We start from the raw sequence: 26,301 nt of genomic DNA on the forward strand, positions 1-26,301 counted from the left end.
CGCCGTGACTACCGTCGCTGTCACAGCCCTCAGGAGGTCCTGATCATGGAGAGCGTCCGCTGCACCCACTGCAGCAATCGTGTCCTCGTCGAGAAGTACAGCGAGGCACACACCAGCATCCAGTGGCTCGACGACGCCGACAGCGTCTGCCCCGAGTTCGCGCGGACCCGTACCGCCCAGGAGGGTCGCGCCTGGATCCCCACCTGCGGACGACTGCAGCAGACGATCGACGATCTGGTCGTCTCGGGCCGCATCGGCCTGTCCCCACGCAGCTATCCGGTGCCCGGCCGACTCGAGTGACCGCGACGCACCGCCGGTCCCCTCCGGCGGTTATCGCACCCCCACGACCAGCCCTTCGGCGCTTCTCGCCGCAACCGCGGCGGCCTTCGCGGTGAAAGGGTCGAGGAGGGGGTGCTCGGCTCGCGACCGCCAGTGCCGTACCGACGCGACGGCCGCCGCGCGGATCTCGTCGGCGCCCGCATCCCCGGCAAGGCCCAGACGCTGCGTCGCACCGATCCCGAAACCACCGACCACGCGCTGCAGTTCGACGACCTCGTCGTCGGGCAGGGACACCGACGACGAGCGCAGCTTCCCCAGCAGGCGCAGTTCGGCGAAGCCGTGGTCGTCGGCGAGTTCGTGACGTACCGCCGAGAGCAGGTCGTGGTCGCCGCAGGTACGCAACACCCGTTCGAGCGACAGCAACGCCGAGTGCGTCTTGAGCTGGTCGGCGCGCTGACCGAACTGCACGTCGATCACCTGGCGCAGTTCGTCGAGGCCGCTGCGGGCGACGAGTTCGGCGGCGAGCGACGGGGAGTCGCGCACCCCCAGCTGGATCAGCAGCACCGCCATGCGGATTCCGAACAGGCCGAACCGGTCGACGAGGCGCGCCCGCATCTCCGGGTCGACGGGAAGCGGCACGTCGGCGCGGGCGAAACGATCGGCCGACAGCATCGCGACCTGCAGCTCGTCCGTGGGCACCTGCGACAGGGCCTCGAAGGCCGCGAACTCGCTCTGCCGCAACGTACGTGCCGCCAGGGCCAGCAGCCCCGCGACCGGCACGACCGCCTGGCACAGTCCCGTGCGTTCGAGTTCGGCGGTGAACCGCGCCGCGACCTGCGACGCCGACATCATGGCGTCCGCACGACCGGCACCGACCTCGTCGGCGCGCGAGACCACCCCGATGATGCCGAGCGGCCCCGACTCGCCCCCGACGTGCCGGCCGATCCGTTCCAGGAACTCGACGTCGGCGGCGCCGAGGGTGCGCATGAGGTAGACGACGGCGTCGGCACCCGAGGCCGCTTCCTCGGGGGTGAGCAGCGCGAGGGTGCGGGCCGAGACGTCCTGCGACAGCGACGACGTGCCCGGGGTGTCGATGATCGTGGTCTGTGCCAGTGCGCTGGAAGGCCATTCGACGTCGATGAAGTCGACGCGGTCGGCGGTGAGCTCACCCAGGTCGAAGGTGAGGCGCCCGTCGGGCCGGTGGACCGGCACGGGGAGGCTGCGGTCGCCGTCGAACCAGGCCGTCACCGACGGGGCGGGCCCGTTGCGGTACCAGGTGACGACGCGGGTGCACTCGGTGGCGTCGGTGGGTGCGATGTCCTGTCCGACAAGGGCATTGAGCAGAGTCGACTTGCCGGCCTTGAGCGAGCCGGCGAGCGCGATCCGCAGCGGCTGGTCGAGACGCCCGGCGCATTCGGCGAGCTGCGCGGCGACGTGCGGGTCGGCGCCGTAGAGGCCCCGGGCCCGGGTGACGAGATCGCGGGCCCGGTCGAGCGCGGCGCTCACTGCGCTGCCCCGGCGAGTTCGGCGGCGCGGGAACGCAGTTCGGACAGCGCCGCGACGTGCGCGTCGAGTTCTGCGATGCGCTGCCGGCGTTCCTGCTGCTGCACCGTCGCGGCGTGCTGGGCCGCTTCGAGGGATTCGTTGAGCGACCGCAGGGTCTGGTCGGCGATCTCGGTGAAGTGGTCGCGCAACTGACGTTGGATCAGCCGCAGCCGGTCCTTGGATTCCTTGCCGACCTGGAAGCTCACGTCGTCGGTGAACTTGCGGATGGCGTTCTTCGCGTCGGCGCGGCGCTTGCCGAGCCGCACCTGCTTGTCGTCGCGGTAGGCCTTGGTGCCCAGCACCAATCCGGCCCCCACCGAGATCGGGTTGACGAGCGCCATGCCCATCAGGGTGGTGACGAGCCCGAACATCAGCACACCGCCGTAGGAACCCTTCAACCCGACGAGCACCTTCTGCCCGATGCCGATGCGGCCGGATTCGAGGTCGGAGAGGTCATCGACGGGTTCGAGCAGCCCCGACAGGTCGCCGAGGTGCAGTGACGGCAGGGCCGCGTCGTCGTCGATGGCGAAGTGCTCGGCGACCTTCGCGGCGAGTTCCTCCGCGCGTTCGTGCGCCCACACGAAGTTGTCGCCGACCGATTCGGCGACCCGCTCGGCGAGCCACTGCCCGAGCCGCGGCCACTCCTTGCCGGGATCGCACTCGTCCACCGACGCCTCGGCGTCGCGGGTGACCTTGCGCAACCGGTCGCGCAGGTCGTGGTCGATGTCGGCGGCGAGATCGGCGATGCCGTCGGCGAGGGTGACCTGCCAGCGCGCCGCGCGGGTGCGCAGTGCCTCGGTGGCCGCGCGGGCCCGGTTCAGTTCCTCGACGGCGGCGGAAGCGGATTCGGGATCGCGGAGGGCGGCGAGTTCGCTCTCGCAACCCAGCGCGAGGTGGTCGACGACCATCTTCACGTCGTGCACGACGGACAGCCGCGCCGCGTCGGCGTTGCGCGCGACGACCTGTTCGCGCAGGAAGCCGTAGACCGCGTCGAAGCCCGATTCCTCGTGCAGCGACGCGTCGTCCGTGCGCAGCGCGAATTCGCGCAGCAGCGACGAGATCGGCAACAGGGGCACATCGAAACCGGCTCGTTCGAGATGACCGAGGTCGGCGGCGACGATGTCGCGCCAGTGCGGGTACAGATCGGTCTTGGTGACGAGCACCGCCGACGCCGGGCACAGGGAGTGCACCTGCCGCAGGAACGACATCTCGGGTGCGGTGAACTCCTGGCTGGCATCCGAGACGACGAACACCGCGTCGGCGGCCGCGATCAGGGTCAGGGTGGCGGCGGTGTGCGGATTTCCGTGCCCACCCACGCCGGGGGTGTCGACGAACACGAGTCCGTCGGCGAGCAGCGGGCTCGGCGCGCTGATCTCGAGCCGTTCCTCCCCCACCGCGACCTGCTGCAGTTCGGGGCCGTGCTGCACGACGGTGGGGACGGCGGTGGTCTCGTCGTCGCCGACGGAGCACACCTCGAGCCCGAGCAGGGAGTTGACGAAGCGGCTCTTGCCCTGGTTCAGGCCGCCGACGACGACCACCCGCAACCGCGGGTCGGCGACCTTCGTGCGGGCGGCCGTCAGACGGTCGGTGAGGTCGCCGCGACCGGCTCCTCGGGACCGGTCGATTGCGGAATCGATCAGATTCAGTAGCGCCGACCGGCGCTGTGACGTTTCGGGCGCCGACCGGCGCGCGGATGTTTCGGATGGGTGCTGCATGGGCTGCGTCGACTCGCCTTCCGTCGGTGCCGGCTCCGGTCATTATGTCCCGGAGCCGGCGGACGTGCGGGTCAGGGCAGCGGTTCGTCGAGGTCGGCCGTCTCGGGTGCACCGAGGGAGGTCTCCATCCCGGCGCCGCCGAAGAGGCTGCCGCCGACGTTCGTGGTCATCCCCAGGCCACCCGACCCGAACAGGCCGGCCGCGGTCTCGATCGAGCCGGTGATGCTGTCGTCGATCGACCCGAAGACGTCCTCGCCGACCGACGCCCAGCTCTCGGCCGCACCGGACAGGCCGCCGCCGATCTGCGTGGTGAGTTCGGTGGAGACGTCGGAGGTCAGGCCCGCCGAGAGGTCGGCGACGGCCTGGGTGCTGCCGGTGAGTCCGGCCGAGAGGTCGGCACCGAGAGCGGTCGCACCCGACACCGCCGTGCCGAGACCGGCACCCAGGCCGGCACCGAGGTCGGCACCGAGGTCGCCGACCGCGCCGAGTTCCCCGGCCGCCCCGAGTGCGCCGTCGAGGGCGTAGCCGAGCTGGCCGGTGGCTTCGGCGCCGGCGCCGAGGCTGCCGCCGATGGTGGTGGCGAGCTGGGCACCGAGGTCGGCTCCGGTGTCGAGCGACACCGACCCGGCCGCCGCATCGAGGGCGGTGCCGAGCTGCAGACCGAGATCGGCTCCGGCCGACCCGCCGACGGAGAACGCCGAACCCAGCACCGAGGACAGGTCGGTGCCGGTCGCCGCGGTCGATCCGATGGCGATGTTCAGCGCCGACGACAGTTCGACGGTCGTGCCGGTTCCGAGGCCGAGGGCACCACCGAGCACGCCGCCGACGAGGGTGCCGAGTTCGACCCCGCCGTCGACCTCGGTGCCACCGGTGAGCACCGCGTCGAGGTCCACACCGCCGAGCAGCCCGCCCTCGGCGCTGCTGTCGAGGACCGCGCCGAGCGCCGCACCGAGGTCGCCGGCGGCGGCACCACCGGCACCGAGCAGCGCCGACAGGGAGGCACCGAGACCGAGGGTCGCGCCGACACCGGCGTCGAGTCCCGCTCCGAGATCGGCGCCGAGTCCACCGGCGACGTCGAGCGCCGAGTTCAGGACCCCGCCCAGGGCGCCACCGAGCGCGCCGGTCAGGTCGGCGCCGACACCGAGGGCGCCGCCGAGGGTGGTGCCGAGCGCGGCACCGAGGTCGAGGCCGCCGGCCAGCGCGGTGTTCAGGTCGGTCGAGAACTGCCCGCCCAGGGACACCGCGGAGTCGAGTACCCCGCCGAGCGCGGTGCCGACGGAGGCACCCAGCTCACCGCCGACGCCGAGGGCCGCTTCGAGGGTGGTGGCGAGGTCGGCGCCGAGACCGCCCGTCGCCGCGATGGCCGCGTCGATCGCGGCGGCGAGGTCGGCGGCCGCGCCGACACCGAGGCCGAGTCCGCCCTCGAGGGCGCCGGCCAGGGTGCCGCCGATGTCGAGTCCGAGGTCGAGCGATCCGCCCAGGCCCAGTGCGGTGTCGAGGGCACCGCCGAGCGCCGCACCGAGGGAGGCGCCGAGGTCACCGCCGGCGCCGAGGGCGGCTCCGAGCGTCCCGCCGAGATCGAGACCGAGCTGCGAGTCGACGTTGCCGCCGGCGTTCGCGCCGAGGCCCAGGCCGCCTCCGAGGCTTCCGCCCAGACCGAGGCCACCGCCGAGGCTTCCGCCCAGGCCGAGGCCGACGCCGAGTCCCAGGCTGCCGCCCAGGCCGGCCGCGCCACCGAGCCCGGCGGCAGCGCCACCGGCCAGCGACGCACCCGCGTTCGCGGCGCCGTTCAACGCGGCGGTGAGTTCGGAGACGGAACCGGCGAACAGTCCACTGTCGGCGACGAGGGGCGCCACCGCGACGATGTCGGCGTGGCACACGTCGCCGAGTCCGGCCTCGGCGAGGACGGTCTCGGGGTCGGCGCAGTACCGGGCGAGTTCCTTCTCGTCGCGGAACAGGCTGAGGATGAAGTCGAGTACGGCGTTGGTGGCCATCGCGGATCTCCTGATCTCGGGGTCTGTCGTCGACGCTACGAATCCGGCGGTCGCGGGCACAGGGGGAACGGCCCCCTGATTGCCGCGGGGCATTGGGGGATCGGGGATTGGGGGCATCGGGGGCATTAGGGGATCGGCCCCCTGATCGGCGGTGGAGGCTAACGACTCCCGTGACGGGAGCGACAGGCTGTTCGAGACCGAACGGAACTACATCGGCGGACAGGGGTCCGCCCGGACCCCGGGAGCGTGCATGTACTCAGGACTCGGCGTCACCATCGGGTCGGCGAATTCGCTGGCCGTGACCGTGTTCGATCGCGCCGGTTCCCGCGACCCGCAACTGTTGTCGGCCCCCACCGAACTGCACGTCCCCGCCGGGGGCACCCCCGTCCTCGGCAGCGGGGAACCCGCCCCGGGCACCGAGGTGCTCACCGGATTCCCGGCGCGCGTGGGCGACCCGGTCGGCATCCTCACCGACGACGGCTCGACCCACCTCGGCGAGGACCTCGTCGCCGCGACCCTCGCCGACCTGCAGCGACGCACACTCGGCGACGCCCTCGCCCCGACGATGCTGGCCCACCCCGCGACCTGGTCGGCGCACGCCGTCGACTCGCTGCACGCCGCACTCGACCGTGCGGGGGTGTCCGCGTCGACGCTGTCCGAGCCGGTCGCGGCGGCGCGCTGGTTCGAGACCGTCCACGGCGCCCCCGGCGACGACGTCACGGTCGTGTACGACCTCGGCGCGCGGGGCCTCGACGTCGCGGTGATCGGGCACGGCGCGCAGCCCACGCTGCTGGGACGCCCCCTGACCGGCGACGACCTGTCGGGCGACCACCTCGACCATCTCGTCACCACCTACCTGCTCGAGGAACTCGGTGCCGCCGCGGCGGGCCTCGATCCGTTCGCGCCCGAGACGGTCGCCGCCCTCGCCGGGTTCCGGGCGCACTGCCGCGCGGCGAGGGAGGCCCTGTCGAGCGACACCGAGACGGTCGTCCCGCTCGCGCTGCCGGGCGTCCGCCGCGACGTGCGGCTGGTGCGCGGGGAGTTCGAGGAGCTGGCCCGCGGGCCGCTCGAGGCGTCGCTCGTGCTGGTGCAGGACGCGCTGCGCGCCGCGGGCGTCGACCTGTCCGATGTGGGACGGGTGCTGTTGACGGGTGGCGGGTCGTCCACTCCGCTGGTCACCGAGCTGATCTCGTCGGAGCTGGGTCTGCCGGTCGTGATGGCCGCACGCCCCGCCTTCACCGCGGCGCACGGTGCGGCGCTGGCGGCCGCCGCGCCCGTCGCCGAGCGGACCCCTGCGATGTCGCGGCTCGCCCCGGTCGAGGAGGACGACGCCGCGACCGTCGTCCTGCCCGCCGTCACCGAAGCGACTGCGGCCCCCGAGCCGGTCGCCGCCCACCGGCCCGCCGTCGTCGACACCACCGCGAGCGGGTCCCGCGGTCGCCGGTTCGCGCTGGTCGGGGCCGCGGTGGCGGCGGTGGCCGTCCTCGCCGGCGGGGGCCTGGCGCTGGGCACCCTGTCGTCGGAGGCCGACACCCCGGGCACAGGCACCCGCCCGACGACGGAGACCGTCGCCGAGAACACCGGCTCGCCCGCGCCCACGACCGGGGCGGTCGTCGCAGAACCCGGTACGACGCAGTCGACCGCACCCGGGACCACGGAGACGGTGCGGGTGGTGAACTCCGACGGCTCGGTGACCGTCGTGCCGGTCGCGGCGACACCGGGCACCCCCGGCGCTCCCGCTCCGGCGAACCCGGCCGCCGTACCCGCCGGGGAGACCCCCGCACCGGACGGCAGCACCCCGGCGCCCGAGTCCCCGGCCGCGCCCGCCCCCGAGGTCCCCGCGGTCCCCCAGCCGACGCAGCAGCAGCCTGCTCCCGCTCCCGCTCCGGCGCCGTCGGCTCCGCAGTCGGGTGTCGGTGACGCGCTGACCGGTGCCGGTCGCGGTGCGGGTGCCGTTGTCGAGGGTGTGGGCAACGGTCTCGGCCGGGTGCTCGACGGCACCGGCAACGTCGTCGGTGGTGTCCTCGGTGGCACCGGCCAGGTCGTGGGCGGTCTGCTCGGAACCGGGCGCTGATCGCTGCCATGACGTCCGCCCCCTCCCTGCCCCAGCGACCCGTACCGCGCGAGGTCACGCGCGTCGTCTCGGCGACCGCTCCCCCGAGCCTGCTGCTGGTCGGTGGCGCGGGGACGGGGAAATCCGCTGTGCTGGCGTCGCTCCGGGAACGGATCGGCGCCGCGCGGGTGGTCGACGACGCGCACCGGCTCACCGCCGGCGAACTGGACGAGCTGATCGCGGGTGCCGCCGGGGCGGCAGGGCTCGTCGTCGCCACCGAACCTCGACCGCACCGCCCCGAAATCCGTGCTCTCGCAGCCGCGTTCGCCGCGCACGGCAGCGTCGTCGAACTGCGGAACTGGACGGCGCGTGAAACCGCCGGTCGGGCAGCGTCGTTCGGACTGCAGTTGGCACCGCCGCAGGTGCGGTCCCTGCACCGGCTCACCGGTGGCGTGCCCGCGCTGGTGGACACCGCCCTCGACGCGGTGCGCACCGAGACCGACGTGCGACGGGCCGTCGCCGAGCGCATCCGCATGCAGCTCGCCACCGACCGGGATCTCGCGGCGGTCCTCGCCCTCGTCGAACTCGGAGTGGCCCTGGATCCCGGTGAGGTCGCCGCCGTGCTCGACCTGCCCGCCGACCGGGCCCTCGATCTCGTCGACACCGGCCGCGCGAGCGGCCTGCTCGATCCCGACGAGAACCTCGTCCCCGGCGCCGCGGGCATCCCCGCAGCCGCGGTCGGGCGGCACGGACTGCACGCCTCGGCGCGGCGTCTGCTCTCGACGCGGCTCGAGGCCGGCACCCTCACCCCGCGTCTCGCCCGCAGCCTCGCCGGAATCGGGCTCACCGACCCGCATCTCGCCGACCATCTCGTCGCCCTGGCCGCCGGCGCCGCACCAGGCGAGGCCGCCGACCTGCTCGATGCCGCGATCACCGCGGGTGCCGACCCGGCCGCGCTGGCCGTGCCCCGCGCGGAGGTCGCCTTCGCCGCAGGGGATCTCACGACCGCCGCACAGCTCGCCGACCGGCTGCTGGAACGGTGCGAGGGTCTCGACGTCGACGACGTGCGGGCCGCCACCCGGATCTCGGCGAGCGTCGCCGCCCAGCGCGGCATGCTCGACCGCAGCGCCGACCTGTTCGAATGGCTCGGTCCCGACCGCGCCGGTGGGGACGCCCCGATCGCCGCGGCCGTGCTGCTCGCCGCCGGTCGTCCGGACGCCGCCCGGCATCTGCGTTCCGCCGTCGCCGCGGGGGCACCCACTTCGTCGGTGTCCGCTGCGCGCCTGGTCGAGGAGGGCCTGCGCGAATCGGTGGGCGGCGACGGCCGCGTCGCGATGAACCGGCTCACCCGCGCCCTGACGAGCCTCGACGGGGAGACGACCTCCCGGGCCTGGCCCGACGGCGCCGACGCGATCGCCGCACTGCTGTGCCTGCACTCGGGCGAACTCGACCACGCCCGCGCGCTGCTCGCCCGCCCCGCCGTCCCCACCGTGCGCAACCGGCTGCTCGCGGCGTGGGCCGACCTGCTCGGCGGGGACCTCGCCGCCGCGACCACGGCCGCCGAACGCCTCGCCCCCGAGGTGAGCGCCGGACGCGACCTCCTCTTCCTCCATGCCCTGCAGGTGGGGCTGGCGCGACGCAGCGGCGACCTCGGTGCCCTGACGATGCGGTGGCGTGCCGCGCAGGGTGTCGTCGCCGAGTACTCCGTCGACCTGTTCGGGTTGCTGCCGCTCGGTGAACTGTGGCTGGCGGCGGTGCGCGTCGGGGAACCGGACCGCGTCGCCCATCTCGTCGCCGATGCCCGCCGGCTGCTGGCGACGCTCGGCGAACCGCCGCTGTGGGGTGCGGCGCTGCACTGGTACGGGGTGCAGGCCGCGATCGCCGCGAACCGGCCGTCCGATCTGGTGCCGCACGCCCGCGCCCTCGCGCTGGCCGCCGAGTCCACCGCCTATGCCGCGGTGCTCGCCCGGGCCGGGCAGGCCTGGCTCGGGGTGCTGCGCGGCGACGTGGACACGCGTCGGGTGCGGGAAGCGGCCGAGGCGCTCGCCGCGGTGGGGCTGCCCTGGGACGGCGCCAAGCTCGCCGGCGAGGCCGCGCTGCGCGCCGAGGACACCGCCGCCGCCACCGGATTGCTGCAGATCGCGCGGGACATCCGCCAGAACGGCCGCGTCGTGCGGACCCCCGCGGACACCCCGCCGAGTGCCCCGGACGACGAGCGACCGTCGGCGCCGACGGTTCCGGGGCCGTTGTCGGAGCGGGAAGCGCAGGTCGCCGACCTGGTCGTTTCCGGGCTGACTTACCGCGAGGTGGGCAATCACCTGTACATTTCCGCGAAGACCGTGGAACATCACGTCGCCCGTATCCGTCGTCGGCTCGGCGCCGGTTCCCGCTCGGAGTTGCTGTCTCTGCTGCGGGCCATGGGGCACGGCACGGATGCACACCGTCACACACACTCCGATGGAAATGGAGGGACACCGGCATGTCCGTAGGCGTAGGCCTGAGGGTGGGGACCACCGTCTCCTCGGTCGCGGTCACCTCGCCGACGCCCGGACGACCGGACCCCGACCCCATCGAACGCGTCACCGCGGTCCACCTGCACTCCGACGGCACCGCCACCCTCGGCGACCACGACGTCGTCGACGGCACCACCAGCTCGTTCACCGATTTCGTCGACCGGGTCGGCCACTCCGGTGGTGTGCGCGCCAACGACGGTTCCCTCTCCCGCGCGGAGGACCTCGTCGCCACGGCCATCGAGTGCCTGCTCGCCGACGCGGCCGGCCTGCTCGGCGACGCCCGGTACACCGCCGTCGCGACCTATCCCACCGACTGGCCCGCGTCGACGGTCTCCGTGCTGCGCAACGCCCTCGACTACGTCGGGCTGCGGCACGTCTCGCTCGTCTCCGACGCCGAGGCCGCGGCGGCCTGGTTCGAATCGCAGGTCTCGCACCGCACCGGCCGGCTCGTCGCCGTTTACCACATCGACCCGCAGGGTTCGACGGTCACGCTGGTCCGCTCCGGCATCGTCGCGGGCCACGCGTTCCGGTTCGCCGAGGACGACGCCCCCTCCGTGGAGGCGCAGCTGTCCACGGCGCTCGAGACGCTCGGCTGGTCCGTGAGCAACCTCGACGCGATGGTCGTCACCGCCGACGAGGCCGTCGACCCGCGCGCGGCGCAGCTGGTCGCGCAGTCGGTGAAGACCGGCCTGGGCCTGCGGTGTGCGCTGGCCCCCGAACCGCACCAGACGATGGTGCGCGGTGCCGCGCTCGCGGCGGCCGCCGGCTCGGTGGACCTGCTCGGTTCGACGCAGGTCCTGCCGACCGCCAAGCTGCCGGAACCCACGCGCACCGCCCTCGATCCCGAGGCCACCGAGGTCCTCGAGAAGATCACCGTGCCGCCCACCGACGCACCGGAGGCGGCCCCGGCCGCTCCGACCGCCCTCGCCGCGCCGGGTGACGAGGAGAAGCCCCGCCGCAAGTCGTCGATGGTCGTCGCGATCACGGCCGCGGCGGCGATCGCACTGCTCGTCGGTGTCGGCGCGCTGGTGTTCAGTCTCCGCGAGGTGCCGACGGCCGCCGCGGGCACGCAGGCCTCCGAGACCGCCGCGACCACCACCTCCTCGACCGCACGGCCGAGCAGCTCCGCCCCGCGCAGCAGCACCACGACCACGACGACCACCACCGCGGTCGAGGACGAGACGGTCGACGCGTCCACCACCGCCCGGGCCCCGCAGACCACGCAGCAGAGCCCGGCCACCGCCGACACGACGACCTACGAGGAGCCGGTGGTTCCCGCGCAGGAACCCGCCGCAGCACCCTCGTCGACCGGGTCCGACACCTACACGTCCGATCGCACCCGGACGCCGTACCGGGAATCGCGGGGCGACGACGACGGCGACGAGACGAGCACCGGGCCCGGCACGGACCCCGAGCCCGAACCGGAACCCGAACCGGAGCCGGCCCCCGAACCGTGATCGGTCACGGTTCCCAGGAGGTCGTCCCGGTGGGACCTACGGCACTGGCCGTCACCCCGGTCCCGTCCCGTAGGCTGTCGTGCGGGTCATGGACCCGGCTCCCGGAACACGAGTTCAGAGAACCATCGAGCACATCGAAAGGCCTCCATGCGTCTCTCGTCGGCGTCGCGCGCCGCAGCCCGTTCCACCACTCGACGCGGTGTCGTCGACACCACTCGACGCGGTGTCGTCGCAGCGACCTCCCTGGTGCTGCTGCTCGGCCCGCTGGCCTCGGCTGCAAATGCCGCACCGGCCGAGCAGGCGGCCGCGGCGGATCTGCCCACCGAGCTGGTCGAGGCCGTCCAGCGCGATCTCGGTCTGACGCCGGAGGAGTACCTCGAGCGTGCCGCCCGCGCCCAGGAGCTCGGGAGCTACGCCCGCACCCTCCGCTCGGAGCGCCCCGGCGACTACGCCGGTGCCTGGCTCGGTGAGGACGGGCAGCCCGTCGTCGCCGTCACCAGCCGCGACGCCGCGGAGAAGGCCCGCAAGGACGGTTTCCAGGCCACCGTGGCCCCGGTGTCCGCCGACGGCCTCGAGCAGTCGCTCACCGAGCTCAACCGCTGGGTGGCCGGCCTGCCGCGCGAGGTGTCGTCGCAGATCAACTCCGCCTCGATCGACGTGTTCAACAACCAGATCGTCGTGGACATCGTGAACACCCCGATCGGTCGCGCCCTGAACCTGCCGTCGCTCATCGCGAACGTGCAGGTCCAGCTGTCGCCGGGCATGCCGCCCAACGATCCGGCGCCGATGGGTGGCGACACCTACATCACCGCCGACGGCGACGTGCGCACCACGCGCATCGAGAACATCGGTATCTGCTCGTTCGGCTTCAGCGGTGTCGACGCCGAGGGCGACGCCGTCAACATCACCGCCGGTCACTGCGACGCGGTGGCCCGCCGGGACGGCGGATCGACCGTCTACTTGCCCAACCGTCAGAACGTCGACGACAGCGTGCGGATCGGCCGGTTCACGGAGTCGACCGTGGGCACGAACAGCACCCTCGACTACGGAATCATCTCGCTGGAGCAGGCCGGCCTCGACGCCGGTCTGGACCGCCCGATCGTGCGCGGCGGCAACGGCTCGACCCTCACGGTGACCGGCACGGCCGTTCCGGTCGTCGGCGCCCCGGTCTGCAAGTCCGGCCAGTCGTCGGCGTTCACCTGCGGTGTGGTCGTCACCGACCATCTCGAGACCCAGCTGGTGTACGAGTCGGGTGCCGCGACCACCATCCGTGGCTTCGCGACCTCGGCGTGCACCCTCGCCGGCGACAGCGGCGGCGCCGTCGTCACCGGCACGCTCGCGCTCGGCGTGATCAGCGGCTCGAACAGTGCGGGTGCGCCCAACTGCGTCGAGGCGAATCTGGTGCTCGCTCCGAGCGGTGGCACCTCGAGCCTGGGCATCCCGATCACGGAGATCGAGAACGCCGCGGGTGTCCGGGTGCGCACGGCGAATCCGGCCTGACGTCCCATTCGCCCCATACGTCACTTCAGCCCCGAGAAGTGCCTATGCGCTTCGCGGGTTACCCCTTAGGATCTGAGGGACGCCGCCCGCCCGGGGCGGCGCCTTCGCGCGCGCAAGCCGCAAGGGGGAACGAGAAAGGTATCCATGCGACGCACCTTCGCACGTCGGGCGGCCGTGATCGGCTCGGCCGCGCTGCTGCTGCTCGGACCTGCCGCCGCCGTCGCCCAGGCCGAGCCCGAGCCTGTCGAGACGTCGACGTCGTCTCTGCCGGCCGAGCTCGTCGAGGCGTTGCAGCGAGACCTGCAGATCAGTCCCGAACGATTCCTTTCCGACGCCCAGCGCAGCCAGGAACTCGCCGCGTTCGCCGAGACGGCACGCGAGCAGTTCGAGGCGATCTTCGCCGGTGTCTGGCTCGACGCCCAGGGCATCCCCACGGTCGGGCTCACCGACGGTGAGGGCTTCGACGAGGCCCGCGCCGCCGCCGAGAGCGCCGGCTTCACCGTCGCGCGCGCCGAGAACAGCGAGTCCGTTCTCGAAGATCGGCTGAGCGCCCTCAACGACTGGCTGGAGACGCAGCCCCCGGCCGTCGCCGACCTCATCCGCGGCATCGCGATCGACGTCGTGAACAACGACGTCGTCGTCCGCGCCGAGGACGTCGCCGGTATCCAGCTCCCCGAGTTCCTCGACGGCGTGCGGGTGCTGTTCGCTCCCACCGAGCTCACCCTCGAGGACTCCGCCGACCTGCAGCCGGTCGCGGGCCTCGCCGCTCCCGACGCGCTGTTCGGCGGCGACGCCTACGCCGCGCTCGGCGCCGGCGAGGGCCTGCGCTGCTCGCTCGGCTTCAACGCCGAGGACGCGAGCGGCCGCCCGCTGAACATCACGGCCGGTCACTGCGACCCGAACCGTGCCCAGGCCGGCACCGCCTGGGCCTCCCAGGTGCACCAGCTCATCGGCGACGCCCTGGGCCAGCACCTCGGTTCCTTCGAGAAGACCGTCCTCGACGGCAGCGACTACGGCCTGATCCGGCCCACCCCCGATGCCGAGGACCGCTTCCGCAACAACGGCGTGCGCGTCCCGTTCGCCGCTCCCCTGCCGATCACCGGTATCGCCGATCCGGTCGTCGGCGCCCCGGTCTGCAAGTCGGGTCTGCGCACCGGCTACAGCTGCGGTGTCGTGACGGCCACCGGCCAGAGCGTCGAGATCGGGCACCGCGTGCTCGAGAACGGTTTCTCCACCAACCTGTGCGCACTGCAGGGCGACAGCGGCGGAACCCTGGTCACCGGCACCCTCGCCCTCGGCATCTCGAGCGCGTCGAACGTCGGCCAGTACGGCATGTGCGAGATCGCCGGTTTCGTCAGCGGCCTCGTCGGTGAGACCCCCGAACTGTTCGCCACGCCGATCAGGTCGATCCTGGACCAGAACCCTGGCCTGAAGGTCCGCACCTGGTAAGCGGTTCCTCTACGACGACGAAGGTCCGTCCCCGATTCGGGGGCGGACCTTCGTCGTCGGGTGCTCGGGCTTCGCGACGTCCGATTGTACGGGTGACGATCCTCGCGCTCGGCACGGTGCGTTTCAGGGGCCCGAAGCGACACGGTCGCCGCGAGAATCGTCGAGTTCGATTCTCGCGGCGACCGCGGTGAGCCGGAATCCGGGATCCGGCAGGGTCAGTTGTGCTGGGCGTAGACCGAGGTACCCGGCGGCGCGAGCAGCGTCTCGACCAGGCCGATACCGGCGACGACGAGCGTCGGGCCACCGGCAATGACAGTGCCTGCCACCTGACCGATGCCAGCGCCGGTAGCACAGCCACCGAGGAAACCGACGATGGTTGCCGGTGACCCCGCCAGCCCACCGATGACGCAGCCGATGATGGTGCCCGCCAGGCCGCCTGCAGCCTGGGCGACGCCCAGCTGCGAAGTGAAGTTGTTCTGGGCCGCCAGATTCTCCTCGGGCGATGCGACGTCCTGGAGCTCGAAGGCGATCGGCGAGAGGCCGAGGGCGACCTTGTCCTCCGGCGCAACCGGGACGGCCTGCGAGAGGTCGAGGACCGGGGTGAGGGTCAGGGTCTTGCCGTCCTCGCTGACCTCACGCTGGAAGGGCAGTTGCAGGTCGCCGATCTGAACGGCGAGCGGCAGGCTCACGACGATGTTGCCGTTCGCATCCTGGAGTTCGACGCTCTCGCCGTCACCCGAGATCTTGAACGTCCCGGCGTCGATGACCGTGACGACGGACCGGCCGTCGATCCTCGACTCGTAGTTGATCTCGTCCTGTGCGGCAGGAGCGGCGAACGAAGTACCCGCGGTGATACCCATGGCGGCGATCGTCATCGTCGCCACAGCGGCAAGCTTCTTCAGCTTCATCTGTTTCCGTTCTGTGACATGGCGCACGCCCGTCGGGACGCCCCCCATTTGCTGTTCGACTCGGAGTTCCACGGTCCCCCGACGTTTCCCCCGCGTTACGAACCCCATGTACCGGGCGAATCATAACCGAGATCACTTCCGCACCGTCATGTCCGTTCAACCGAATTGTCGCGGTCCCGCATCCTGCGCATTCACAATCTTTTTCCCGAGCGAACGACCGTCACCAGGCGAGTTAGGGGAGCCTGACTGAAAGCGAGGTCACGTTTGCCCTCTAGCGTGTCGGGGCACACCGCTTTCGTTCCACACCGGAAAAAATCTACTCATGGGTAACCCCAGATCAGCCCGAGTTACCGGTGGGTAACTTATCGTGCGTTACGATGCGGAGACTCCTACCAGGCGGCGCCCTGCCGCCCCCGACACGAAAGGCCCCGTATGAATGCCCTGACGATTACGTTGGGCACGATCGGCGTGCTGCTGAGCCTCGTGTGTTGGTTCGCGTTCATCAGCGGCGCATTGAAGATGGTCAACACCGTTCGGATCGGCCAGCCCGCTCCCGATCGTTGGCGACCCTTCTTCCCGCGCTTCAAGCAGATGGTCGTCGAATTCCTCGCGCACACGAAGATGGTCAAGTTCCGTACCGTCGGCTGGGCGCACTGGCTGGTGATGGTCGGCTTCCTGCTCGGGTCCATCGTCTGGTTCGAGGCCTACGGCCAGACCTTCGACCCCGAGTTCCACTGGCCGCTGATCGGTGACACCGCCGTCTACCACTTCATCGACGAGATCCTCGGCCTCGGCACGGTGATCGGCATCCTGGTGCTGATCTACATCCGCCAGCGCAACCACCCGCGTCAGCCGGGCCGGCTGTCGCGCTTCAGCGGTTCGAACTTCAAAGCCGCCTACTTCGTCGAGACGGTCGTGCTGCTCGAGGGCCTGGGCATGATCCTGGTGAAGGCCGGCAAGATCGCCACCTTCCACCACTACAACGCCTACACCGACTTCTTCACGATGCAGGTCGCCAAGATCCTGCCGGAGAGCCCCGAGCTCGTGTCGGTGTTCGCGTTCGTCAAGCTCATGTCGGGCATGGTGTGGCTGTACATCGTCGGCCGCAACATCACCTGGGGTGTCGCCTGGCACCGCTTCTCGGCCTTCTTCAACATCTACTTCAAGCGTGAGGACGACGGCGGTCCCGCCCTCGGTGCCGCACGCCAGATGATGTCCGGCGGCAAGCCCGTCGACATGGAGGACGCCGATCCGGACAAGGACACCTTCGGTGCCGGTCGCATCGAGGACTTCACCTGGAAGGGCTGGCTGGACTTCACGACCTGCACCGAGTGCGGTCGCTGCCAGTCGCAGTGCCCCGCCTGGAACACCGGCAAGCCGCTGTCGCCGAAGCTGCTCATCACCTCGCTGCGCGATCACGGCTACGCCAAGGCCCCCTACCTGCTGGCGGGCGGTCGCACCGACATCGGTGGCGACGAGGTCGGCCTGGTCGATGCCGAGGGCAACCCGGACGAGGCCAAGCTCGCGAAGATCCCGGCGTCGGCCCGCGAGGAGTCGCGTCGCAAGCTCGTCGGCGAGACCGAGGCGCTCGTCGAGGCCGACGAGCTCGCTCCCGTCATCGACACCGAGACGCTGTGGTCGTGCACCAACTGTGGCGCCTGCGTCGAGCAGTGCCCGGTGGACATCGAGCACGTCGACCACATCATCGACATGCGCCGCTACCAGGTGCTCATCGAGTCGGACTTCCCGTCCGAACTCGCGGGTCTGTTCAAGAACCTCGAGAACAAGGGCAACCCCTGGGGCCAGAACGCGAAGGACCGGCTCAACTGGATCAACGAGCTGGAGTTCGAGATCCCGGTCTTCGGCCAGGACGCCGAGACCTTCGACGGCTACGAGTACCTGTTCTGGGTCGGTTGCGCCGGTGCCTACGAAGACCGCGCGAAGAAGACCACGAAGGCCGTCGCCGAGCTCCTCGCGACCGCCGGCGTGAAGTTCATGGTCCTCGGCGCCGAGGAGACCTGCACCGGCGACTCCGCTCGCCGCGCGGGCAACGAGTTCCTGTTCCAGCAGCTGGCGCAGCAGAACATCGAGGTCCTCAACGGCGTGTTCGAGGGTGTCGAGCAGAGCAAGCGCAAGATCGTCGTGACCTGCGCGCACTGCTTCAACGCCCTGAACAACGAGTACCCCCAGGTGGGTGGCACCTACGAGGTCGTCCACCACACGCAGCTGCTCAACCGTCTGGTGCGGGCGAAGAAGCTGGTCCAGGTCAAGCCGGTCGGTCAGAACGTGACCTACCACGACCCCTGCTTCCTCGGCCGTCACAACAAGGTCTACAACGCTCCGCGTGAGCTGATGGCCGCGTCGGGTGCGACTCTCGTCGAGATGCCGCGTCACGGCGAGCGGTCCATGTGCTGTGGTGCCGGTGGTGCCCGCATGTGGATGGAGGAGAAGATCGGTAAGCGCATCAACATCGACCGCGTCGACGAAGCGCTCACCACGGATCCCGCCAAGATCGCGACGGGCTGCCCGTTCTGCCGCGTGATGCTCACCGACGGTGTCACCGCACGCCAGGAGCAGGGCCAGGGTGAGGGCGTCGAGGTCGTCGACGTCGCGCAGCTCATGCTCGAGTCGATCGAGCGCGTCGAGGCCGGCAAGCTCAGCGAGAACCTCAAGGTCGTCCAGCAGCCCAAGGCTCCGGTCGAGGTCGAGGAGAAGGCCGAAGAGATCGAGCAGGAGCGGGTCGAGGAGGTCGAGGCTGCGGCCGCGGCTCCGACGACTCCCAAGACCACCGGCGCTCCGAAGGCCGGCGGACTGCAGATGAAGGGCGGCCTGAAGGCTCCGGGCGCGAAGGCTCCCGGTGGCGCGAAGCCCGCTGCCGAGTCGGCCGAGGCTCCGGCCGCACCGAAGGCGAAGCCGGGCGGCCTGCAGCTCAAGGGTGGCCTGAAGGGTCCGGGCGCGAAGAAGGCTGCGGCTCCGGCCGCATCCGCTGCGTCGGTGGAGGCTCCCGCGGCCGAGGCACCGGCGGCGCCGAAGGCGAAGCCGGGCGGCCTGCAGATGAAGGGTGGTCTCAAGGCTCCGGGCGCGAAGGCACCGGGCGGCGCGAAGCCCGCCGCACCTGCCGCGTCGGCTCCGGCTGCCGAGGCTCCGGCCGAGGCCCCGCAGGAGACGGCGATCCCGAAGGCCAAGCCGGGCGGACTCCAGCTCAAGAGCGGACTCAAGGGTCCGGGCGCGAGGAAGCCGGCGGCCCCTCAGGCCGCGGCACCGGCCGCTCCCGCCGAGCCGGCTCCGGCCGCCGAGGCTCCCGCTGCCGAGGCTCCCGCTGAGGCTCCGAAGGAAGCGGCGATCCCGAAGGCCAAGCCGGGCGGATTGCAGCTCAAGAGCGGTCTGAAGGGACCGGGCATCAAGAAGGCTCCGGCCGCACCGGCCCCGGCACCCGAGCCCGCCCCTGAGCCCGAGGCTCCCGCCGAGCCGGAAGCCCCGGTCGCCGAGGCAGCGCCGGAAACCCTGGTCGCCGAGGCGCCGGCCGCACCGGCCAAGCCGGAACCGGAGGCCCCGAAGGCCAAGCCGGGCGCCCTCGGCTTCAAGCCCGGCGCCAAGGCCCCCGGCCGCCGGTAGGTAGACAACCGAGAAGTGAGGCCCACAACCCGCGGAGTCAACGCTCCCGGTTGTGGGCCTCACTTCTGCGTTGGGAGCCCTCGTACGACGTAGCGCCCCACCGGCCCACTCCCCCGCTGCGCCAGCGCCACCGCATCGCGGAACTTCGACGCGAGCGCACCGGGCGTCTCCAGGTCGGCCCACGTCCAGCGCAGCACCACCCAGCCGGCGTGACGCAGCCGGTCCTCCCGCAGCTTCTCCCGGTAGACGACATCCTCGGCGTCTGCGGTGGCGACGCCGTCGCGCCGGTACTTGATCCGGCCGTCGAACTCCCCGAGCACCCCGAGTTCCGGCCAGAGGAAGTCGACGCGCGCGAGCCAGCGGTCGTTCGCGTCGAACACGTCGACCTGTTCGAGGGGCAGGGGCAGGCGTTCCCGGATCATCAGCACGCGGCTGCGCGACTCGCCGACACTGTCGCTGCGCTCGCTCATCGCGGCCACCGCGCGGCGGGCGCGGGCACGCCCCGGGTGGCTGCCCATCCGCGCGACCACCCGTTCCAGCTCGTCACGCGTGAGAAGTCCCTGCCGCAGCGCGCGGTCGCCGAGCACCACGGCGTGCTCGAACGACTCCGACGCCGCGACGTCCACGACCGTCCGCGCGACCCCCACCACCCGCACCCCGCACTTCTCGACGACGTCGGTCTCGTCGAGCCGCGCGGCGTGCATGACGCGGCCGGGTGTCCGTTTTCCACCGCTGGTGCGGGGGTAGGTGAGGTGGACGTCGTCGAGCGGCAGACCCCAGGGCCGCAGCCCGTGCAGGACCGCGGCGGAGACGTGGCTGATCGCGGCGTCCGGCGACGACACGCACACCGACGCCACCGCGCGGTAGGCGTGGCGGCCGTGGTCGTCGGTCGCGTCGTAGAGGGTGCGGGGCAGGTAGACGCCCGACGTCAGTCGCACCCACTCGCCGCGGCGGACGGAGGTGCGGATCTGCGCGGGTCCGTGGCCGCGCGCGAGGGCGTCGGTGCGGTGGATGAGGTCGTCGCGCATGCACCTCAGCGTCGGTCATCCGACACCGCACACTCCCCGCGCAGGGCCGATCGGCGCCGATCTGTGGACGAACCGGGCGCCTGTGGACTACCCGTAGCGCGCTTCGAGCGCGGCCCGCTTGCCGGGTTGGATGTTGATCCGGGAGAAATCACCGTTGTAGTGCGCGACCAGCCGCCGATCCATCAGTCGCCGCCACAGCGGCGGGACCAGCGAGGTGAGGATCAGGACCGCGTAACCGGCGGGGAGCTGCGGGGCTTCGGGCATGGAGCGGAGCGTCTGGTAGCGCCGCTGCGGGTTGGCGTGGTGGTCGCTGTGCCGCTGCAGGTTGTAGAGGAACAGGTTGGAGCACACGTGGTCGCTGTTCCAGCTGTGCTCGGGCCGCACCCGTTCGTAGGAGCCGTCGGGCCGCTTGTTGCGCAGCAGGCCGTAGTGCTCGAGATAGTTGGCGCCCTCGAGGAACATGACGGCCATGACGGCCTGGACGACGAGCCACGGCGCGATCGACCAGCCGAAGACCGCGATGAGCACGGCGTAGAGCACGACGCTCAGTACCCAGGCGTTGAGGATGTCGTTGTGGCGCAGGTTCCAGAACGACTTGCCGCGACGGCCGAGCCGCGCCTTCTCGTAGCGGATCGCCGAGCGCAGGCTGCCGAAGACGGTGCGCGGGAGGAACCACCAGTAGCTCTCGCCCATGCGGGCGGTGGCGGGGTCCTCCGGGGTCGCGACCCGCACGTGGTGCCCGTGGTTGTGCTCGACGAAGAAGTGCCCGTAGAACGACTGGGCGAGCGCGATCTTGGCGAGGCGTCGTTCGATGGTGGTGCGTTTGTGCCCGAGCTCGTGGGCGGCGTTGATGCCGACGCCGCCGACGATGCCGAGGGTCGCGGCCATGGCGAAGCGTTCGCCCCCGGCCATCGGCTGGGTCACCCAGCACCAGCATCCGAAGAAGAGTCCGGCGTACTGCAGCGGCAGGTACAGGTAGGTGCAGTAGCGGTAGTACCTGTCGTTCTCGAGGGCTTTCATCACCCGTTCGGGTGGGTTGCGGGTGTCGAGCCGGGCGAGGGCGTCGACGAGCGGGCACAGCACCGCGATGACGAGCGCGCCGGAGGCCCAGAACACCCCGAGTTTCAGGTACTTCACCAGGAAGTAGCCGATGAACGGACTGAGGGGTATGACCAGTCCATACAGCCAGAAATATCGTTTGGGGTCTCTCCAGCCGTCGTACTGCTCCTTTCGACGGCTCGACGAATCCACCTTCACGACATCCATCTCCGCCCCTGTGGCACCGTTCGGTACAACGCCCCCCGCACTACCGAACGTAAAGCTCATACCGGTCAATCAAGTCGAATCGAGCGTACAAGCTGCACTTACTCATCGGTAAGGTGAACTGCCCCTTTGTGGCGCATGGCATAGAAGCCGAGGGCGGCGCCGCACGAAGGTGCGACGCCGCCGGGTACGGAAGAAAACGGAATGCGAGCTAGATGACGCGCACACCCTGGGCCTGCGGGCCCTTCTGGCCCTGACCGATCTCGAACTCGACCCGAGCACCCTCGTCGAGGGTCTTGAATCCGGTCGCCTGGATCTCGGAGTAGTGAACGAAGACGTCCGCTCCCCCGCCGTCCTGTTCGATGAAACCGAACCCCTTCTCCGCGTTGAACCACTTCACAGTGCCCTGCGCCATACTGCTTGCTCCTTGCATTCCCGCAGGTCGACCCGACTTGCGTCCCTGATGGAACCTCGATCATCCCACTGATCCGGACATTCGTCGCGTCGGTTTCCCGACCTGTTACCACACGATCGGAAATGCGGATGAAATCGGGTTGCGCGGCGGTGGCACCATGTAAGCCGTGACTACCGAGGAGCAAGGCCACCTTCACCACCGCATCAACCGCCGGCTCGAGCAGTCGTCGAAGCTTCGCAACGTGCTGTACGAGATCCGCGGGCCGGTGCACGCCCACGCCGCGAGGCTCGAGGCCGAGGGGCATCGCATCCTCAAGCTCAACATCGGCAACCCGGCCCCGTTCGGTTTCGAGGCACCGAGCACGATCGTGCAGGACATGATCGCTGCGCTGCCGCACGCACAGGGCTACTCGGAGTCCAAGGGCATCATCTCGGCGCGACGCGCGATCGTCACCCGTTACGAGCTCGTGCCGGGCTTCCCGAAGTTCGACATCAACGACGTCTACCTGGGCAACGGCGTCTCGGAGCTCATCACCATCACGATGCAGGCCCTCCTCGACGACGGCGACGAGGTGCTGATCCCGGCGCCCGACTACCCGTTGTGGACGGCGATGACCTCGCTCGCCGGTGGCACGCCGGTGCACTATCTGTGCGACGAGAGCAACGACTGGAATCCGGACATCGAGGATCTCGAGTCGAAGATCACCGAGCGCACCAAGGCGATCGTGGTCATCAACCCGAACAACCCGACGGGCGCGGTCTACTCACACGAGGTGCTCGAGCAGATCGTCCATTTGGCCCGCAAGCACCAGTTGCTGCTGCTCGCCGACGAGATCTACGACCGGATCCTCTACGACGATGCGAAGCACGTCTCGCTGGCGTCGCTGGCTCCCGACCTGCTGTGCCTGACCTACAACGGCCTGTCGAAGACCTACCGGGTGGCCGGTTACCGGTCGGGCTGGATGGTCATCACCGGTCCGCGCGACCACGCCGAGGGTTTCCTCGAGGGTGTGGATCTGCTCGCGTCGACGCGTCTGTGCCCGAACGTGCCGGCGCAGCACGCGATCCAGGTGGCACTGGGTGGTCATCAGAGCATCGAGGAGCTGATCCTGCCGGGTGGCCGCCTGCTCGAGCAGCGCGACGTGGCGTGGGAGCGGCTCAACGCGATCCCGGGTGTGAGCTGCGTGAAGCCGCGCGGTGCGCTGTACGCCTTCCCGCGTCTGGATCCGGAGGTCTACGAGATCCACGACGACGAGAAGCTGGTGCAGGATCTCCTGCTGCAGGAGCGCATCCTCATCACGCAGGGCACGGGCTTCAATTGGCCGAACCACGATCATTTCCGCATCGTGACGCTGCCGTGGGCGCGCGATCTGGCGGTGGCGATCGAGCGGATCGGCAACTTCCTGTCCTCCTACAAGCAGTAGGAGGGAATGTTCCACCGGGGTCCAACGATCGTTACGGGAACGTTATAGAACCCGATTAGGGACCAAAGTCCCTGATCAGCCCACCATCGGACCCTACCCAAGTGGACAGTTTGCACTGTTCGTGACCACGGACACAGGTCCGCCTCTTCCCGAGTCGGGTCTCGAACCAGTAATTTGTCTTATGGCACTTCGAGTGCCCGGGCTCCCTGGCCCATCGCCATCCCCCCTGTGCGAGGCCAGGTGACGGTGGCGGGGACACCCCCCCTGCTCCCCGCCACCACCAGCCCCTTTCTTCTTTCTCCACCGCTCTGGCTAGCCTGTGCCGATGAGTCACGGACATGGACACGGCCACGGGCATTCGGACGGTCCCACTCCCCTCGGCCCCATCGCCGCCAAGATCGTCGTCGGGCTGCTCGCCGCCATCGGTGTGATGGTTCTCATCGGGACTTTCGTACTCTGGCCGGACACCCGCACCGTCGAGGTTCCTGCGCCTTTCCAGACCACCGGCGGCGACGCCGTCGTCACCGAGGCCGGCACCGTGATCGAGCAGGGCACCGGCCCCTGTGGCAGCCCGTCCTTCGGCCGTGTCTTCACCACCGAGCCGCTGCCCCCGGCCGGCGCGGCCTACGAGTGCGAGCGCAGCATCGTCGCCATCGAGTCCGGCCCCAACTCCGGAGCGCGGACGCTGCTCGAGGTCATCCCCGGCCCGGGCCAGCCCGAACTGCAGGCCGGCGACGACATCCGCCTGGTCCGCCAGACCGATCCGTCGGGCGCCACCCAGTACTCCTTCTACGACTTCGCGCGCGGCCTGCCGCTCACCCTGGTGGTCGCGGCGTTCGCGATCGTCGTCGTGGTGGTCGCCCGCTGGCGGGGCCTGCGTGCCCTGATCGGCCTGGGCCTCGCGTTCGCGGTGCTCGTGGTGTTCATGCTGCCCGCCCTGCTCGACGGCAAGCCCGCGGTGCCGGTCGCGCTGGTCGGCGGCGCTCTGATCCTGTACGCCGTGCTCTACCTCGCGCACGGCGTGAACCTGCGGACCAGTTCGGCGCTGCTCGGCACCCTGGCATCGATGGTGGTCGCGGCGCTGCTGTCCTATGTCGCCATCCGGATGACGCACCTGACGGGCCTGTCGGAGGAACAGAACACCGACGTGCAGATGTACATCGGCCACGTGTCCATCTCCGGGCTGCTGCTCGCCGGGTTCATCATCGGCTCGCTCGGTGTGCTCAACGACGTCACCATCACCCAGGCCGCATCGGCGTTCGAGCTGGCGGGGCTGGATCCGACGTCGTCGCGACGGGAGATCTTCGCGGCGGCGATGCGGGTGGGCCGCGACCACATCGCCAGCACCGTCTACACCCTGGTGCTCGCCTACGCCGGTGGCGCGCTGCCGCTGCTGTTGCTGTTCTCCGTGGCGGGACGGTCGATCACCGACGTCGTCACGAGCGACGCCGTCGCCATCGAGCTGGTGCGCGCGGCCGTCGGCGGCATCGCGCTCACCCTGTCGGTGCCGTTGACGACGGCGATCGCCGCGATGCTCGCCCGCGCCGACGCGTCGGACACCCTGCCGAAGCGGGGCCGGCACGCCCGCTGATCACAGACCGGGGATGCGGATCTCCGGAATCGGTGGCAACTCGATGGTGGGCAGTGGCGGCAGCGTCGGGACGGGCACACCGAGCCCCGGGATGGTCGGCGGCGCCGGCGGGGCCGCCGGGGCGGGCAGGGCCGGCGGCACGTAGACCTCCTCCGTCTCCACCGGCGGGGGCGGCTCGGCGGTGGTGGTCGTGACCGGCGTCGGCGCGACCGCCGGCTTCGGCGCCGAGGTCGTCGTGGTGGTCGGCGGTTCGTACGACTGGGTGGGGCTCGACTCGCCTTCCGGGGTGTTCGCGAATCCCGTGCTGAGCGCGACACCGATCACCGCGACGACGGCCAGTGCCGTGCCCGCGATCCCCGCGCCGGACAGCTGCCCGGTGGTGACCCGCGGACCGCGGCCGGCCAGACCGGCCCACCAGGGCTTCTTGTCTTCCTTGTCCTCGGGCGCGGCCGCGGAGGTGGCGGTGACGAGCGGGATCCGCTCGGTCTCGTCGTTGCGCGCGGCGGGCGGCACGATCCGGGTCAGGGCGCTGGTGGGCTGCGCGGCCGGCGGGTTGGCGGCGATCATCGCGGCGCCCTTGGCGAGCACCAGTTCGGGTTCGTGCGGCACCACCAGCGGCAGCTTCAGCCAGGAGCGCAACACCTCCTGCACGAGCGGGATGTGCGCGCCGCCACCGATGAGCACGACCGCTTCCGGGTTGCGACCGGCACGGGAGATCACCTGGTGCACGAACTGCGCCGACGATTCGACGCACTGCGCGATGAGCGGGTCGAACGCCTCGCGCGACATCAGTACCACCCCGGCGGCGCCGGGCACGGCGACGGTGTCGGACTGCGACAGCCGTTCCTTCGCCTCGCGGCACTGCGCCGACAGTTCGTCGTCGGTGGCGGGGTCGTCGGGGCGCCACACCCCGTTCTTGTCGAGCTGGTGGGCGCGGATCGCCTCGTCGAAGACGCGGCCGCCGATGCTGTCGGTGCGTTCGGCGAGGACTTCGCGGGTGACGAGGTCGACGACGGTGACGGTCAGGCCCGCGGCACCGAGGTCGTAGAAGACGGCGGTGCTGCTGCCGAGTTCGCCGGTGGCCTGCAGATAGGTCACGGCCGCTTCGGGCTCGGAGACGAGCACGTAGCGGTCGAGACGCTCGGTGGCCATCGCCGCGCGCAGTCGCTCGGCCTGCGCCTGGTCGCGGTAGACCAGCCCGACCGTGTCGATCGGGTCGCCCGCGACACCCGTCTGGAACAGCACGCCGAGCGTGCCGGCGGCGAGCCGCGCAGGATCGTCCTTACCTGTTTCGACCACCTGGAACTGGAACCCTGCGGACGGGGCGTGCCGATCCACCGGACGCACGACCCGCACGGCGCTTTCCCCCACGGTGACACCGAGTACCGAACTCATCAGCTGCCTTCGACGTTGTGTTGCGCCATTTCGAAAACCTCCCCCGGCGCTTCGAATCGCCGACGATGTTACAGAACCGTCCCCGCACGTCATCGCACCCGTTCGAATGACGAACGTGCATCTCGGGCGGGCTTGTGCCGTGTCCCATAGGATCGCCG

General features: G+C 70.9%; 17 protein-coding genes. 9 read left to right on the forward strand and 8 right to left on the reverse strand.

What is annotated here, in order from left to right; all coding sequences use genetic code 11:
* Window positions 1-45 precede the first annotated feature (45 nt).
* Window positions 46-300 carry a hypothetical protein gene (locus tag OED52_RS17495; RefSeq protein WP_264152108.1) on the forward strand — a complete coding sequence of 85 codons (255 nt, stop codon included), beginning with the start codon at window positions 46-48 and terminating at the stop codon, window positions 298-300.
* Between the two features lie 30 nt (window positions 301-330).
* Here OED52_RS17495 and OED52_RS17500 read toward each other — a convergent pair whose 3' ends face one another.
* From OED52_RS17500 to OED52_RS17510, 3 genes are all read right to left on the reverse strand, one after another.
* A complete protein-coding gene (locus OED52_RS17500) occupies window positions 331-1,785 on the reverse strand; it encodes a dynamin family protein (RefSeq protein WP_264152109.1) in 1,455 nt (484 codons plus the stop codon).
* Window positions 1,782-3,539, reverse strand: coding sequence for a dynamin family protein (locus OED52_RS17505; protein WP_264152110.1), 1,758 nt, complete (start codon window positions 3,537-3,539; stop codon window positions 1,782-1,784). Before OED52_RS17505 ends, OED52_RS17500 begins: the two co-directional genes overlap by 4 nt.
* 71 nt (window positions 3,540-3,610) lie before the next feature.
* The gene (locus tag OED52_RS17510) at window positions 3,611-5,533 is read right to left on the reverse strand and encodes an IniB N-terminal domain-containing protein (protein ID WP_264152111.1); all 1,923 of its coding nucleotides are present in this window, start codon (window positions 5,531-5,533) and stop codon (window positions 3,611-3,613) included.
* Between the two features lie 250 nt (window positions 5,534-5,783).
* Between OED52_RS17510 and OED52_RS17515 the strand changes: the two genes are divergently transcribed.
* From OED52_RS17515 to OED52_RS17535, 5 genes are all read left to right on the forward strand, one after another.
* Window positions 5,784-7,607: an Hsp70 family protein gene (locus OED52_RS17515; RefSeq protein ID WP_264152112.1), complete on the forward strand. Its 1,824-nt coding sequence runs from the start codon at window positions 5,784-5,786 to the stop codon at window positions 7,605-7,607.
* Between the two features lie 8 nt (window positions 7,608-7,615).
* Window positions 7,616-10,075 (forward strand): LuxR C-terminal-related transcriptional regulator, encoded by a 2,460-nt coding sequence (locus OED52_RS17520; RefSeq protein ID WP_264152113.1) that lies wholly within the window; start codon window positions 7,616-7,618, stop codon window positions 10,073-10,075.
* Entirely contained in the window at window positions 10,066-11,556 is a 1,491-nt protein-coding gene (locus tag OED52_RS17525; RefSeq protein WP_264152114.1) for an Hsp70 family protein, read from the forward strand. Before OED52_RS17520 ends, OED52_RS17525 begins: the two co-directional genes overlap by 10 nt.
* A 147-nt stretch (window positions 11,557-11,703) precedes the next feature.
* On the forward strand, window positions 11,704-13,056 hold the full coding sequence (locus OED52_RS17530) for a S1 family peptidase (protein WP_264152115.1): 1,353 nt from the start codon (window positions 11,704-11,706) through the stop codon (window positions 13,054-13,056).
* A gap of 144 nt (window positions 13,057-13,200) precedes the next feature.
* A complete protein-coding gene (locus OED52_RS17535; RefSeq protein WP_264152116.1) occupies window positions 13,201-14,505 on the forward strand; it encodes a S1 family peptidase in 1,305 nt (434 codons plus the stop codon).
* A gap of 215 nt (window positions 14,506-14,720) precedes the next feature.
* Here OED52_RS17535 and OED52_RS17540 read toward each other — a convergent pair whose 3' ends face one another.
* Complete coding sequence (locus tag OED52_RS17540; protein WP_264152117.1) at window positions 14,721-15,413, reverse strand: ammonium transporter; 693 nt, start codon at window positions 15,411-15,413, stop codon at window positions 14,721-14,723.
* 432 nt (window positions 15,414-15,845) lie between these two features.
* Here OED52_RS17540 and OED52_RS17545 point away from each other — a divergent pair, with 432 nt between their 5' ends.
* A complete protein-coding gene (locus OED52_RS17545; protein WP_264152118.1) occupies window positions 15,846-19,028 on the forward strand; it encodes a heterodisulfide reductase-related iron-sulfur binding cluster in 3,183 nt (1,060 codons plus the stop codon).
* Window positions 19,029-19,087: 59 nt separating this feature from the next.
* Here OED52_RS17545 and OED52_RS17550 read toward each other — a convergent pair whose 3' ends face one another.
* From OED52_RS17550 to OED52_RS17560, 3 genes are all read right to left on the reverse strand, one after another.
* Complete coding sequence (locus OED52_RS17550; RefSeq protein ID WP_264152119.1) at window positions 19,088-20,056, reverse strand: hypothetical protein; 969 nt, start codon at window positions 20,054-20,056, stop codon at window positions 19,088-19,090.
* Between the two features lie 87 nt (window positions 20,057-20,143).
* Window positions 20,144-21,322 carry an alkane 1-monooxygenase gene (locus tag OED52_RS17555; RefSeq protein ID WP_264152120.1) on the reverse strand — a complete coding sequence of 393 codons (1,179 nt, stop codon included), beginning with the start codon at window positions 21,320-21,322 and terminating at the stop codon, window positions 20,144-20,146.
* 208 nt (window positions 21,323-21,530) lie between these two features.
* Window positions 21,531-21,734 (reverse strand): cold-shock protein, encoded by a 204-nt coding sequence (locus tag OED52_RS17560; RefSeq protein ID WP_264152121.1) that lies wholly within the window; start codon window positions 21,732-21,734, stop codon window positions 21,531-21,533.
* Window positions 21,735-21,900: 166 nt separating this feature from the next.
* Between OED52_RS17560 and OED52_RS17565 the strand changes: the two genes are divergently transcribed.
* Together OED52_RS17565 and OED52_RS17570 are read left to right on the forward strand one after the other, a co-directional pair.
* The gene (locus OED52_RS17565) at window positions 21,901-23,157 is read left to right on the forward strand and encodes a pyridoxal phosphate-dependent aminotransferase (RefSeq protein WP_264152122.1); all 1,257 of its coding nucleotides are present in this window, start codon (window positions 21,901-21,903) and stop codon (window positions 23,155-23,157) included.
* A 325-nt stretch (window positions 23,158-23,482) separates the two neighbouring features.
* Window positions 23,483-24,748, forward strand: a complete 1,266-nt coding sequence (locus OED52_RS17570; RefSeq protein ID WP_264152123.1) for a YibE/F family protein — start codon at window positions 23,483-23,485, stop codon at window positions 24,746-24,748.
* Here the strand turns inward: OED52_RS17570 and OED52_RS17575 are convergent, their stop codons facing one another.
* Complete coding sequence (locus tag OED52_RS17575; protein WP_264152124.1) at window positions 24,749-26,143, reverse strand: Hsp70 family protein; 1,395 nt, start codon at window positions 26,141-26,143, stop codon at window positions 24,749-24,751.
* Window positions 26,144-26,301 lie beyond the last annotated feature (158 nt).

It is taken from the genome of Rhodococcus sp. Z13, from assembly GCF_025837095.1.
Classification (GTDB): Bacteria; Actinomycetota; Actinomycetes; order Mycobacteriales; family Mycobacteriaceae; genus Rhodococcus; species Rhodococcus sacchari.